A 13,858-nucleotide genomic window follows, 5' to 3' on the forward strand; every position below is an offset into this window, starting at 1 on the left:
ACGCCGATTCCGACGAACGCCTGTTCAGGGTAAGCGATGGGCCACGAAACGCCGGGCAGGCTCCACGATCTGCTCCTGAGCCACCACCAACGGCAGGTCCCGCGCGCCCTCGCCGGTCTGCCCGACCAATGCGTACAGCGTCGCCGTAGCCAGCTCCAGCGCAGTCGGCAGTGGTTGCCCCGCCAGCAACCGGCCAAGCAGGGTCGCCGAAAACACATCCCCCATGCCATTGGGTAGCGGATGCAATGCCAGGCGCGGTGTCGTCACCAGCCAGGCGCCCTCGCCATTTACCGCCAGCGTACCCAGCTCGTTATCGGCAATGTCCGGGGTGGACAGGCTGGTGACGATCACCACATCCGGCCCGCGCCCACGCAACTGACGCGCGACCTTCACCGCCTCGTGCAGGTTGGCCGGTTTCGAGCCGGTCAGCAGCTCGAATTCGAACTGGTTGGGCGTGATGATATTGGCGAAGGGGATCGCCTGATCGCGCAGGAAATCCGGAATGGCCGGATTGACGAACACACCGCGCCCAACATCGCCCATCACCGGATCACACAGATAGCGTACCGCTGGATTGTGCTGACGAATCTCCCCCACCGCTTCGAGAATCACCCGTCCCGTGTCGGCATCGCCCAGGTAACCGGAAAGCACCGCCGACAGACGCGGCAGCACGCCGCGCTCACGCAAGCCAAGCAGCACCTCACGCACATGCTCGGCACCGAACACCTGGCCGCGAAACTGGCCATAGCCAGTGTGATTGGAGAACTGCACGGTGTGGATCGGCAGCACCTCGAAGCCCAGGCGCTGTAGCGGAAACACGGCAGCCGCATTGCCCACATGGCCCCAGGCGACATGCGACTGGATGGACAGAACGAGGGGCGGCAAATTGGCACTCATGGCGATCCTGATAGTGGCTCGATGACAGTGAAGAGGTCGCGATTATTCGCCAAGTAACGTTCTCGCACCACCACTGCCGCAGCTCATCCGTCCATGCAAAGGACACCAGGATGGCAGCAAACGCCCAGACAGCCCGCGTTAGCGGTCGCAAAACGATCATCTATAGACTTATCAGTCACAGCGAAACAAAAAGATACATACACCCATGAATGTGTTAAGGTCAGCGCTCCCGTGATGAGCGGACGATGCCTCAGCGCATCACACAGCCGTACTGTGCCGGGCGTTGCTGATGCCCGACATCCTCACCAAGCGAATCACAAATAGAGCAGCCCTGAGGCTTGCCAGCCCTGTTTTGGATCGGACCCTCGCGTCCGAGCGATATCAGGTTGAGCGTCCATGCCGGCTTCATGCCGACCGTCAGGCAACGCTTTGATGCGCGTGCGCTCCACCCCATCGCCACTCCCGTCCAGAACTTGAACAGCCGATAGCGATCACCTCGATGTGAGGCCTTCGGCTACCCGCCATGTTCGCTGTTCAGGTGGCCCACAGGGCCCAGTCATCTGTGCTGTTCATCCGGAGTGCCCCGTGTGCAGCCATAGGTGAACATAGAGATGCTGTTGTCCAAACCAACCTCGCGAAGGAAGTTTCTGCTTTCCTCGCTGATTGCCCTTCCCGCCTTGGGTGTAGCCGTCCAGGGCCTGAGCGCCGCCGCCGCCGCGGAAATGATCGCGCCCGACCTGCTCAGCTACAGCCCGGTGTTCTTCAGCAGCGCCGAATGGACCTTCGTCATGGCGGCCTGCGACCGCCTGATCCCGGCTGGCGGCCGTGGCCCCGGCGCGCTGGAAACCAACGTGCCGGTGTTCCTCGACCAGCAACTGGCCGGCGATATCGGCAGCGAGATCTACCTCGAAGGCCCGTTCGACCTGAACGCCCCGCCCACCCTCGGCTACCAGATCCCCTACACCCCGCAGGAGATCATCCGCAAAGGCATCCAGTGCGCCGAAGCCCTCAGCCAGCAGGCCTACGGCCAGCGCTTCGCCCTGCTCAAGCCGGAGCAGCAGGATGAGTTGCTCAAGCAACTGGACAGCGGCCAGGCCGACTTCAGCGCCTTCGGTGAAGACGTGCTGAAGGCCAAGGTGTTCTTCAGCGAACTGCTGGCCCTGACCCAGCAGGGTTATCTGGCCGACCCGATCTACGGCGGCAACAAGGGCATGAAGGCCTGGATCGCCATCGGCTTCCCCGGCGCCCGCGCGAGTTACCTGGAATGGGTGACCCAGCACAACGTCCAGTACCCGCTCGGACCGGTCAGCCTCAACGGCGACCGCGGCTGAACCCCATTTCGCAACGCGTTACACGCAAGCAAGGTTTCTTATGGCAAACATTACCAATGATGCCGTCGACGTGGTCGTCGTCGGTCTGGGCTGGACCGGCTCGCTGATGAGCATCGAGCTGGCGCAAGCCGGCCTCAAGGTACGCGCCCTGGAGCGCGGTGAAGATCGCAACAACGCAGACTTCGCCTACCCCAAACCCGCCGACCAGTACGCCTACGCCGTACGCAACAAGATCATGGTCAGCCCCAAGGATGGCGCCCTCACCGTGCGTCACAACATGCAGGGCACTGCCCTGCCGACGCGCAAATGGGGCGCCTTCGTGCCCGGCACCGGCGTGGGCGGCTCCGGCCTGCACTGGACCGGCGTGCTGATCCGCCCGACGCCCACCGACATCAAGCTCAAGACCTACGCCGACCAGGCCTACAAGCCGGGCATCCTCCAGGAAGACATGCGCATCGGCGACTACCCCTTCACCTGGGATGAAATCGAGCCCTTCCTCGACAAGTTCGACAAGATCTGCGGCCTCTCCGCCAAGACCGGCAACCTGCGCGGCGAGATCCTCGTCGGCGGCGACCCCTTCGAAGGCCCGCGCTCCAACCCGGCGCCGCTGCCGCCGCTGGAAGACACGCTGAACTGCTCGATGTTCGCCGACGCCGCACGCAAGCTGGGCTACCACCCCTTCCCCAACCCGTCGGCCAACGTCTCGCGCGCCTGGACCAACCCCTACGGCAACCAGATCGCGCCGTGCAACTACTGTGGCTACTGCAGCAAGTACCCCTGCCTGAACTACTCCAAGGCCTCGCCGCAAACGGCGGTGATGGATGCGCTCAAGCGCATGCCCAACTTCGACTACCGCTGCAACGCCAACGTGCTCAAGGTCGAACTGCACCCCGACGGCAAGACCGCCAAGGGCGTGACCTACGTCGACGCCGACGGCAACACCGTGTTCCAGCCGGCAGACATCGTCGTGCTGGCCGGCTTCCAGTTCGTCAACGTGCGCCTGATGCTGCTCTCCGGCATCGGCAAGCCGTATGACCCGATCACCGAGACCGGCACCATCGGCCGCAACTACGCCTTCCTCAGCAACGGCGGCACCACCCTGTTCTTCAAGGACAAGCACTTCAACCCGTTCGCCACCGCCGGCGCCACCGGGCAGATGTTCAACGACGTCTCCCCCGGCAACTACGACGGCCCCTCCCTGGGCTTCATCGGCGGCGCCAAGATCCACAGCTCGCAAGCCACCGGCACCCCCATCGGTACCGCACTGCCGAGCGGCACGCCAGGCTGGGGTCAGGGCTGGAAGGAAGGCATGCAGGACTGGTACGGCCACTCGATGAAGGTCAGCATCAGCACCGGCTGCATGTCGTATCGCGACCACTATGTCGACCTCGACCCGACCTACAAGGACCCCTGGGGCCAGCCGCTGCTGCGCATCACCTTCGACTGGAAGCGCAACGAACTGCTGCTGCAACAGCACCTGCGCAAGATCGTGCAGAACATCACCAAGGAGCTTGGCCCGGACAGCTACTCGGAAAGCTTCCTCAGCATGGACTCGCACTGGGACATCACCAAGTACGTCTCCACCCATAACGTGGGTGGCGCCGTCATGGGCGAAAACCCGAAAACCAGCGCGCTCAACCGCTACCTGCAGAGCTGGGACGTGCACAACGTCTTCGTGCCGGGCGGTAACGCCTTCCCGCAGAACTTCCAGGCCAACCCCACCGCGCTGATCGGTGCCCTGACCCTGTTCTCGGCGCAGGCCATCAAGGATCAGTACCTGAAAAACCCAGGCCCGCTGGTGCAGGCATAAGGAGCGTGAAGATGACTGTGAAATTGCGTTCCGCCCTGATCACCCTGGTCATTCTAGCCGTGCTCGCCTGGCTGCTCAGCTTCGCCCTGAACAGCTCCGGCGACGCCGACGCGAAAATGAGCCAGGCCATCACCCCGCAACTGGTCAGCCAGGGCGAGTACCTGGCCCGCGCCGGTGACTGCGTGGCCTGCCATACCAGCCGCGGCGGCAAGCCGTTCGCCGGCGGTCTGGGCATGCCCTCGCCGATCGGTACCATCTATTCCACCAACATCACCCCGGACCCGCAGACCGGCATCGGTGCCTGGAGCTACGGTCAGTTCGAGCGCGCCGTGCGCCGTGGCATCGGCCACAACGGCGATGCGCTGTACCCGGCCATGCCCTACCCGTCCTATGCCCGCATCAGCGACGCCGACACCGAAGCGCTGTATGCCTACTTCATGCAGGGCGTAGAGCCGGTGACGCAGGCCGATAAGGCCAACGACATCGCCTGGCCGTTGTCGCTGCGCTGGCCGCTGGCTTACTGGCGCACCTTGTTCTCGCCCTCCAGCGAGGACGCGGCCAAGGCGCTGCAACGCTCCAGCGCCGACGCCAGCGCGCAGATCGCCCGCGGCGCCTACCTGGTGCAGGGCCTGGGCCACTGCGGTTCGTGCCACACGCCGCGCGCCCTGACCCTGCAGGAGAAGGGCCTCGACGAGGCGGATGGGCAGTACCTCAGCGGCAGCGAGCTCAACCACTGGGCCGTTCCGGCCCTGCGCGGGGTCAAGCACTGGAGCGAAGACGAGCTGGTCGACTACCTCGCCACTGGCCGCAACGCCAAGGCCGCGGTTGCCGGCGAGATGACCGACGTGGTCGCCAACAGCACCTCGCACATGAGTAGCGACGACCTGCACGCCATCGCCGCCTACCTGCAGTCGCTGCCCGCCACCGGCGAGGCCAGCTACAGCCATCAGGCGCAACGCAGCGCAGCGACCACCAGCAAGCTGACCGCCGCCAAGGACCTGAGCCTGGGCGAGCGCCTGTACCTGGACAACTGTGGCGCCTGCCACTTCGTTGCCGGTAGCGGCGCCGAGCGCGTGTTCCCGCGTCTGGATGGTGCCTCGGTGGTCAACGCCGACAACCCCAGCGCGCTGATCCACGTGATCCTCGCCGGCGCGCAGACGCCGTCCACCGAGCGCGCGCCTTCGGTGCTGCCGATGCCGGGCTTCGCCCAGCGCATGGACGATGGCGAAGTCGCCGAACTGGCCACCTTCCTGCGCCAGGGCTGGTCGAACCAGGCCCCTGCGGTCAGTGCCGAGCAGGTCGCCAAGGTCCGCGCCAGCCTGAGCCAGCACTAAGCGGCTCCGCCTGCCCTTGTCGCTCGCCAGCGACAAGGGCAGCGCATTGCCGGCATCGCTCCCCCCGACAAGCACTGCCGCCCCCCCTGGATGCCTGTCAGGCAGCCACCCTCTCCCGAGCCTGTGGCATTTCACCCGCCTACAGACGCCTCGCAGAAAAATATAAAAATATTCTAAAAAAGTATTTATCTATTCCATTTAGCATGGATAGTCTTGCTCCACCGGACCGCCGGACACCCAGCAACACCCGAACAATGTCCCGCGGCTCGGCATCCTCGTTTGCAGGGCCAGCCCGTTTTCGAGGAGCACCAGCATGACCCCACTTCCCTTCGTGCGCCGCGTGCTGGCCGCACTGACGCTGTCGAGCGCCTCCCTGGCCATACAGGCGGCTGACCTGACCATCGCCTACCAGACCGGCATCGACCCGAGCAAAGTCGCCCAGGCCGATGGCGACTACGAACGTGCCACCGGCCAGAAGATCGACTGGCGCCGCTTCAACAGCGGCGCCGAAGTGGTCACCGCCATCGCCTCCGGCGACGTGCAGATCGGCAACCTCGGCTCCAGCCCACTGGCCGCCGCCGCCAGCCGCAACCTGCCGATCGTCACCTTCATCGTCGCCGCGCAGATCAACGCCGCCGAAGCCCTGGTGGTGCGCGACGGCAGCAGCATCGAGCAACCTGCCGACCTGGCAGGCAAGACCATCGCCACGCCGTTCGTCTCCACTTCGCACTACAGCCTGCTCGGCGCGCTCAAACACTGGCAGATCGACCCGACCAAGGTGCGCATCGTCAACCTCAACCCGGCCGAGATCAACGCCGCCTGGCAGCGCGGCAACATCGATGGCGCCTTCGTCTGGTCGCCGGCCCTGGGCGAAATCAAGAAAACCGGCAAGGTGCTCACCGACGCCGCCGAAGTCGGCGCCTGGGGCGCACCTACTTTCGAAGTCTGGGTCGCGCGCAAGGACTTCGCCGAAAAGCACCCCGAAGTACTGGAGCAGTTCGCCAAGGTCACCCTCGACAGCTTCGCCCGCTATGCGGCGGAGAAAGACCAGTGGACAGCCGACTCCGAACCGGTGCGCAAGATCGCCAGGCTGACCGGTTCCAACCCCGAGGACGTGCCCGAACTGCTGGCGGGCTCCGCCTTCCCCGATCAAACGCAACAACTGGCCCTGCTCGGCGAGCGCACCGCTGCCGACATCGCCGCCACCGCCACCTTTCTCAAGGAGCAAGGCAAGGCCGACCGCGTACTGCCGGACTATTCGCCCTACGTCAGCAGCCAGTACATCAAACCCTGAACCCGCGCCTGCCTTGAAGAGAACCTGAACATGGCCCTACTCGAACTGGAGCACATCAGCGCACAGTACCCGGGCGCCGCCAAGGCGGTACTGAGCGACCTGTCCTTCAACCTTGGCCCGGAGCAGTTGCTGGTCGCCCTCGGCCCCTCCGGCAGTGGCAAGACCACCCTGCTCAACCTCATCGCCGGCTTCGTTGCGCCCAGCGCCGGGCGCATCCGTCTCGACGGCAAGGCCGTTGCCGGCCCTGGCGCCGAGCGTGGCGTGGTGTTTCAGGACGACGCCCTGCTGCCCTGGCAGAACGTGCTGGAGAACGTCGCCTTCGGCCTGCAACTGGCCGGCGTGGGCCGCGCCGAACGCGAAGCCAAAGCGCGCGAGCTGCTTGCCCTGGTCGACCTGGCTGGTTTCGAACAGCGCCACATCTGGGAACTCTCTGGCGGGCAGAAACAGCGCGTGGGCCTGGCCCGCGCACTCACTGCCGACCCGCGCGTACTGCTGATGGACGAGCCGTTCGGCGCCCTCGATGCCTTTACCCGCGAGCAGATGCAGGAGCTGTTGCTGCAGGTCTGGCAGCGCACGCACAAGCCGGTATTCCTGATCACCCACGACATCGAGGAAGCCGTGTTCCTGGCCAGCGACCTGGTGCTGCTGGCCCCCAATCCGGGGCGCATCGTCGAGCACCTGCGGCTGGACTTCGGCCGTCGCTACGCGGCTGGCGAAAGCGCCCGGGCGATCAAATCCGACCCCGCCTTCATCGAAACCCGCGAGCACGTACTCGCCCAGGTCTTTGCCCAACGCCAGGTGAATCGCGCATGAGCAGCTACGAATATCTCTACGCCAAGACGCCAGAAGAACAACGCGCGCCCAAGCCGCGCCGTGAGCTGAGCCTGCCAGTCATCAGCAGCCTGAGCATCGCCAGCCTGCTCTGGCTGTGGTGGGCAGTCACCACCGCAGGCCTGATCGAGCCCTTGTTCCTGCCCAGCCCGCAAGCCGTACTTGCACGCGGCTGGCAACTGCTCGGCGAGGGCTACATGAATGCCAGCCTCTGGCAGCACCTCGGCGCCAGCCTCGGGCGCATCGGCCTTGGCCTGCTGGCCGCCGTACTCACCGCCGTGCCGCTGGGCATCGCCATCGGCCGTCACCGCATCGCACGTGGCATCTTTGACCCGCTGATCGAGTTCTACCGGCCGATCCCGCCACTGGCCTACCTGCCCCTGATCGTCATCTGGTGCGGCATCGGCGAGCTGTCCAAGGTCCTGCTGATCTACCTGGCCATCTTCGCCCCCGTAGCCATCGCCACTGCCACCGGCGTGCGCAACGTCGACCCGGCGAAACTGCGCGCCGCGCAATCGCTCGGCGCCACGCCCGCGCAACTGGTGCGCCACGTGATCCTGCCCAGCGCCCTGCCCGATATCCTCACCGGCATCCGTATCGGCCTTGGCGTCGGCTGGTCGACCCTGGTCGCCGCCGAACTGATCGCCGCCACCGAAGGCCTGGGTTTCATGGTGCAGTCGGCAGCGCAGTTCCTGGTCACCGATGTGGTGATCCTCGGCATCCTCGTCATCGCCCTGATCGCCTTTGCCCTGGAAATGGGCCTGCGCGCCCTGCAACGCAAGCTGGTGCCCTGGCACGGCCAGGCGCACTGAGCGAGAGACAGACATGAGCCTGCACATCACCCCACTCAGCCCGGCACTCGGCGCCCAGGTCAGCGGCATCGATCTACGCCAGCCACTCACTGCCGACCTGCGTCAGCAACTGGAAGATGCCCTGCTGCAGCATCAGGTGCTGTTCTTCCGCGAGCAGCCCATCGCCCCAAAACAGCAGGCCGCCTTCGCCGCCCAGTTCGGCGACCTGCACATCCATCCGCTCTACCCCAACGTGCCCGAGCAGCCGGAAATCCTAGTGCTCGACACCGCCGTGACCGATGTACGCGACAACGCCATCTGGCACACCGACGTCAGCTTTCTAGAAACCCCGGCACTCGGTGCAATACTCGCCGCCAAGCACCTGCCAGCCTACGGCGGCGACACCCTGTGGGCCAGCAGCAGCGCGGCGTACGATGCCCTGTCAAAGCCGCTGAAGCAGTTGCTCGACGGACTTACCGCCACCCATGACTTCACCCGCTCCTTCCCGCTGGAGCGCTTCGGCAATACCCCAGAAGCCTTGGCGCACTATCACGAAGTGCAGCGCACCCACCCGCCCGTGGTGCACCCGGTAATACGCAGCCACCCCGTTAGCGGTCGTAAGGGCCTGTTCGTCAACGACGGCTTCACCACCCACATCAACGAACTGCAAGCCGCCGAAAGCGACGCCCTGCTGCGCTTTCTCTTCGCCCACGCCACCCGCCCGGAATTCACCATCCGCTGGCGCTGGCAAGAGAACGACGTGGCCTTCTGGGACAACCGCATCACCCAGCACTACGCCGTCGACGACTACCGCCCGCAGCGGCGCGTGATGCATCGCGCGACGGTGTTGGGTGATAGGCCGAGGTGAAAGAAACTGAAAGCGGCTTTGGCGCGACCTGCCCTGATGGGAGAGAGGCAGGCATGAATTGCGGGGCCAGCTTTCGGCCAGAAGCAGGTGCTTCTGGTCAGTTGCTGAAAACAGGTTAGATGCCGATCAAAAGCCAGCTCGCATGGATACGAATGCCCCACAATCAAGAGCCCTAAGGAACGCAAGCACCATCGGCACATCCTGACATCTGCTCAGATGAAGGATCCTGATTCGCCTCGCTCAATGAGCCCGCCTCGGCAATTAGAAATGCGATCTGGGCACCTAATTGCAGCTCATCTACCCGCCCAAAGTAATGCAGGCGAATACGTCCCGCCTTATCAATTAGCACCATGCTCGGGGTACCGCGCATAGCATAGGCCCGCATGGTCAGAGGTGCGGAACCTTGAGGATCTGGGAGGTCGACGGCGACTGGAAAAGTGATGCGGTACTCGTATAGAAATGCCTCGAGAGAGACGGGCGTCATTGCTTGGTGGTGTTCGAATACCGTGTGTAATCCGATGACGGCAACCTGTTCGGACGGAAAGCTTGCCTGAACCCGCTGGGCTTGCGGCAGACCTTCGCTCACACACCCTGGGCAAAGCATCTGAAAGGCCTCCAGGACAATGACCTTGCCACGCAGACGCTCAAGGCTAAGGGGTTCGGAGGTATTGAACCAGCGCTCTACTTGCCAAGCCGGCGCCTGGCTGTACGACTCAGTCATGGCTGTTATTCCTTATCCAAGGGCAACGATGAACTCGCTTGTCGTGGCGATCACATGTGCATAGGTTGGACCGTTGATTTCATGAGCGGCATGCATTGCCTCGCTTGAGAAAGCGGCAGTCGCATCGCGCACCAATGTCACGTGATAACCCAGTTCGGCGGCCCACTTTCCAGTTGATTCAATGCAGGTATTGGCCAGCATGCCGGCCAACACGACCTTCTCAACCCCCAGCTGCTTCAGCTGGAAATCCAGGTCGGTATTGGCGAAACCACTTGCCCCCCAATGCTCCTGAACAACGATATCCCCGGGATGAGGCCGGAAGTCGGGATGCCACTCTCCGCCCCAGCTGTCAGCCGCAAATACCTGCAGTTGCCGAGCACCTAGTTGATAAGGGCTGGGATGCTTCCACATCAAATAGTCTCCAGGCCGCGCGCGGTGATGCGGCACGTAGAGTATCTGGATGCCCGCCGCGCGCACCGCCTCGACCAAGTCTTTCAGGTTCTGCAGTGTGCCAACCGCATCCGCTACCAGCTTGGCCTCGCCACTCAACTTTCCGCCTTCGCTGAGAAAGTCGTTGTAAGGGTCTACCAGCAAGAGAGCGGTTCTTTCTCGGGCATAGATGGGAAGGCTCATGACAGACTCCACGAGATGAGGATCGAGCCAGGCGCAGCAGGTCATCACACCTGCTGGCTGGCGCCGCGAAGTGCGGCTGCAGACTCAGACACTAGGGTTGCCGTTTCCAGGTGGCGGGCAAGGAAAGATCGCCGGAAGCCACATCCCAAACACCGGACACGCATAACAGCGGGTTGTGCAGATCGGCATTGACCTGCAGCGCAGCGGTCACCCCGTCGTAGTTGAAACTCTCAGGGAAACCCACCGCTTTGAGCGGCACTCGGATCTGCGCGGCATTGTCCTTCACGCTCAGGTCGTAGCCGGGTGAGTCGATATAGATCGGCGCGCCGGGCCAGGTCGGCGGCAGCTTGGGCTTGGCGCCTTCGGGGATGTCACGCACCTTGAGCCCCGATGGGCCGCAGGTTTCGTCCTTGGTCAGCACCACCCAGTGCGAATGCCACAAGCCACCATCGTTGTCTTTCTTGCCATCGCCGTTCTCGTCGAGCTGCGGGGTGTCGTCGAAGTCCGGATGGGAAGTCAGGGCCAGGGCGAGAATCCCGGATTCCTGTTCAAACCCGACTGCACCACTGTCCAGACTGGTCGGCCAGACGTAGCTGTACACCTCAGCGCCAGCGAAGCTGCCCTTGGGCGACGGCATGCGGCTGCCAGCCTTGCCGTCGACCAGTTGTTCGAAAACCAGCATGTCGCCGTCACGTGAGACGCGGGTATGCACCAGGTCGAAGGCGGCATCGACCTTCGCGGTCTTCTCGCTGTGGATACCTCCAGGCTCATAAGCTAACGCACGCGCTGCAAAGACGGCGATGAGCGTCATCATCAAGTATGTGGCCAGGCCATGCTTTTGTAGCGTTGATTCGGATGGGTTAACGCGGCTGAGAGCGTTATCGCTGGCCAACGCAGTACGTGAAGTATTCATGCTCGGCTCCTGCTAGTTAAATATTCCGGGATTGATTAGGATTTCTGGATGCGAATATTTCCGCACTACCAAGGCCCCTACAGTTGCCAGGCCTCGAATCATTCGCTGGAGATCAGCGAGTAGCGTTTCGAGCCTCTGATCACTGGCAGTGCGTGAATGGATAGTGAGACGCTCCGGAACAGCCCGCCATCAGACCGGCGGACATTCAGCTCATATCTTGGTATGAGCCTCGTTGGCATCAGCGACAGGGAGACGCGTGCAGGACACGCCAACTCCTTACAGGACGGTGCGGCATGATCGATGATCGCAAACTGACGTCAGACCTGGGCTCGGACATTCTCGAGCTGATCCACGAGAGCATTTTTCTGCGCGATCTCGAGGGACGCATTCGCTACTGGAACAAGGCCAGTGAAGAGCTATACGGCTGGAGCAGCACCGAAGCGTGTGGGCAGATAGCCCACGACCTGCTCTCCTCGCAGCCCGCCGCCTCGATTATTGAGTTCGAAAGCCAGGTGCGCGCCAGTGGCCGCTGGGATGGCGAGCTCAGGCGCATCAACGCGGCGGGTGAGCAAGTGTTGATCGAAGCGCGCTGGTCCCTGCGGCGCAATGCGCAAGGCAATACCATCGGCATCGTCGAAACGGGTCGCGACATCACGGCGCGACGCGCCACCGAGCTGACCCTGGCGGAAAGCGAGTACCGATACCGCAACCTGTTCCAGGCCATGGCCGCATCATTCTGGGAACTGGACTTCACCCAGGTCGGGACAATGGTCAAGAGTCTCTTCGCCAGTGGAGTGAAGGACCTGGGCAAGCACTTCAACGACCACCCCGAACTGGTTCGCGAGATGATGCGCGCGACCCGCGTGCTGGACATCAATGAGCAGACGGTGGCGCTGTTCGGTCGTGGCGATAAGCAGGAAATGCTCACCTCGGTCGAGCCATTCTGGCCCGAAGCAAGCACACAGGTGTTTGCGCAGAGCATTCTCGCCGCCGTATCCCGCAAGCTCAGCTACGTCAAGGAAACGACCCTGCGCACGATCGACGGCCGCGAGTTCGATGCGCTGTTCACCGCCTCCTTCCCGCCGGAGAACATGCAGAAAGGCATTCTCATGGTCGGGGTCATCGACCTTTCTGCGCGCAACCAGGCCTTCGCGGCCCTTGAGCAGAGCGAGTTCCGCTACCGCAACCTCTTCGAGGTGATGGCAGTGTCGTTCTGGCAATTGGACTCGAGCGGTCTCAATCAGTTGTTTGCCGAGTTGCGTCAACAGGGGGTCAACGATCTCTCGACCTACATCGACGAGCATCCGGACTTCGTCGAAAAAGCCATGTCCGCCAGCCGAGTCATCGATGTCAACCAGCGTACCCTGACTTTGTATGGCGCAAAGGACCGGGCCGAGATGCTGGGCCCGGTCACCCGCTTCTGGATTCCGGGCCAATACGATGCCTTCCGACGCAGCATCGAGGCCGCTTATCGCGGTGAGTCAGGCTACCTTGCGGAAACCAAGACCCGCGCCCTCGACGGCAGGGAAATCGACGTTCTGTTCTTCGTCACCGCACCGCCGGAAATGCGCGCCAAGGGCATGGTCTTGGTCGGCAACATCGATATAGGCGAGCTTGTCACCTCGCGGATCGCGCTCGATAACATGCAAGCAGACCTGATGCATGCCGCACGTGTATCCATGCTTGGCGAGCTGACGGCATCCATTGCTCACGAGGTCAACCAGCCTCTGGCTGCCATTGCTACAAACGGCGAAGCCGGTCTGCGCTGGCTCAACCGCCCCGAGCCGGAAATCAGCGAGGTCCACGATCTGACGGTACGCATGGTGGCCGATGCCCGCCGTGCCTCTGACATCATTGCGCGTATCCGCACCATGGCCAGCCATCAAGCCCCTCAGCGGGTAACCTTGCCACTGAACAACGTGGTCAAGGAAGCCGTGCAGTTCCTCCGCCACGAGCTGCAGGCGCAGAACGTCGAGCTGTGCCTGGCGCTGACGCCAAATCTGCCACGCATACGCGCCGATCGCACCCTGTTGCAGCAGGTGATCGTGAACCTCGCGGTTAACGCCATGCAAGCGATGACTCAGGCACAAACCGCGTCGCCGAAGTTGAGCATCAGCACGACCAGCCAGGATGCCTCCAGCATTGAGCTGTTGGTTGAGGATAATGGTCCCGGCATCGCCAGCGACAACCTCGACCAATTGTTCAATAGCTTCTTCACCACGAAGAAGACCGGCATGGGCATGGGGCTGCCGATCTGCCGCACTGTGGTACAGAGCCTGGGAGGCAGCATCCACGCCGGTAACAATGCGCGGGGCCCCGGAGCGCGCTTCAGCGTAAGCCTGCCAACGGTTGGTTGATCCCGCGTCTCATACCATGGTTTGCATGTGGCTATGCCCATCGATGATTGGCGTCCGCCTCTACTTTCGCGATCATCG

12 protein-coding genes are annotated in these 13,858 nt (G+C 63.2%); 8 read left to right on the forward strand and 4 right to left on the reverse strand.

Features of this window, described 5'->3' with window-relative positions:
- Positions 1 to 24 precede the first annotated feature (24 nt).
- On the reverse strand, positions 25 to 897 hold the full coding sequence (gene pdxY, locus ACJRW5_RS13860; protein WP_484571086.1) for a pyridoxal kinase PdxY: 873 nt from the start codon (positions 895 to 897) through the stop codon (positions 25 to 27).
- Positions 898 to 1,508: 611 nt separating this feature from the next.
- Between pdxY and ACJRW5_RS13865 the strand changes: the two genes are divergently transcribed.
- From ACJRW5_RS13865 to tauD, 7 genes are all read left to right on the forward strand, one after another.
- A complete protein-coding gene (locus ACJRW5_RS13865; RefSeq protein WP_484571087.1) occupies positions 1,509 to 2,228 on the forward strand; it encodes a gluconate 2-dehydrogenase subunit 3 family protein in 720 nt (239 codons plus the stop codon).
- Between the two features lie 40 nt (positions 2,229 to 2,268).
- The gene (locus tag ACJRW5_RS13870; RefSeq protein ID WP_484571088.1) at positions 2,269 to 4,038 is read left to right on the forward strand and encodes a GMC family oxidoreductase; all 1,770 of its coding nucleotides are present in this window, start codon (positions 2,269 to 2,271) and stop codon (positions 4,036 to 4,038) included.
- An 11-nt stretch (positions 4,039 to 4,049) separates the two neighbouring features.
- A complete protein-coding gene (locus tag ACJRW5_RS13875) occupies positions 4,050 to 5,372 on the forward strand; it encodes a c-type cytochrome (RefSeq protein ID WP_484571089.1) in 1,323 nt (440 codons plus the stop codon).
- 313 nt (positions 5,373 to 5,685) lie between these two features.
- Positions 5,686 to 6,666 (forward strand): taurine ABC transporter substrate-binding protein, encoded by a 981-nt coding sequence (gene tauA, locus ACJRW5_RS13880; protein ID WP_484571090.1) that lies wholly within the window; start codon positions 5,686 to 5,688, stop codon positions 6,664 to 6,666.
- A gap of 30 nt (positions 6,667 to 6,696) precedes the next feature.
- Positions 6,697 to 7,479, forward strand: a complete 783-nt coding sequence (gene tauB, locus ACJRW5_RS13885; protein ID WP_484571091.1) for a taurine ABC transporter ATP-binding subunit — start codon at positions 6,697 to 6,699, stop codon at positions 7,477 to 7,479.
- On the forward strand, positions 7,476 to 8,309 hold the full coding sequence (tauC, locus tag ACJRW5_RS13890) for a taurine ABC transporter permease TauC (RefSeq protein ID WP_484571092.1): 834 nt from the start codon (positions 7,476 to 7,478) through the stop codon (positions 8,307 to 8,309). Before tauB ends, tauC begins: the two co-directional genes overlap by 4 nt.
- Positions 8,310 to 8,322: 13 nt before the next feature.
- Entirely contained in the window at positions 8,323 to 9,156 is an 834-nt protein-coding gene (gene tauD / locus ACJRW5_RS13895; RefSeq protein ID WP_484571093.1) for a taurine dioxygenase, read from the forward strand.
- A 172-nt stretch (positions 9,157 to 9,328) separates the two neighbouring features.
- Here the strand turns inward: tauD and ACJRW5_RS13900 are convergent, their stop codons facing one another.
- From ACJRW5_RS13900 to ACJRW5_RS13910, 3 genes are all read right to left on the reverse strand, one after another.
- Positions 9,329 to 9,877: a peroxiredoxin family protein gene (locus tag ACJRW5_RS13900; RefSeq protein WP_484571094.1), complete on the reverse strand. Its 549-nt coding sequence runs from the start codon at positions 9,875 to 9,877 to the stop codon at positions 9,329 to 9,331.
- A 12-nt stretch (positions 9,878 to 9,889) separates the two neighbouring features.
- Positions 9,890 to 10,510 (reverse strand): cysteine hydrolase family protein, encoded by a 621-nt coding sequence (locus tag ACJRW5_RS13905; RefSeq protein ID WP_484571095.1) that lies wholly within the window; start codon positions 10,508 to 10,510, stop codon positions 9,890 to 9,892.
- Between the two features lie 91 nt (positions 10,511 to 10,601).
- Positions 10,602 to 11,423, reverse strand: coding sequence for a hypothetical protein (locus ACJRW5_RS13910; protein WP_484571096.1), 822 nt, complete (start codon positions 11,421 to 11,423; stop codon positions 10,602 to 10,604).
- A 293-nt stretch (positions 11,424 to 11,716) separates the two neighbouring features.
- Here ACJRW5_RS13910 and ACJRW5_RS13915 point away from each other — a divergent pair, with 293 nt between their 5' ends.
- Positions 11,717 to 13,780 carry a PAS domain-containing sensor histidine kinase gene (locus ACJRW5_RS13915; RefSeq protein WP_484571097.1) on the forward strand — a complete coding sequence of 688 codons (2,064 nt, stop codon included), beginning with the start codon at positions 11,717 to 11,719 and terminating at the stop codon, positions 13,778 to 13,780.
- Positions 13,781 to 13,858: the final 78 nt, after the last annotated feature.

It is taken from the genome of Pseudomonas pichavaramensis, assembly GCF_050473265.1.
GTDB lineage: Bacteria > Pseudomonadota > Gammaproteobacteria > Pseudomonadales > Pseudomonadaceae > Aquipseudomonas.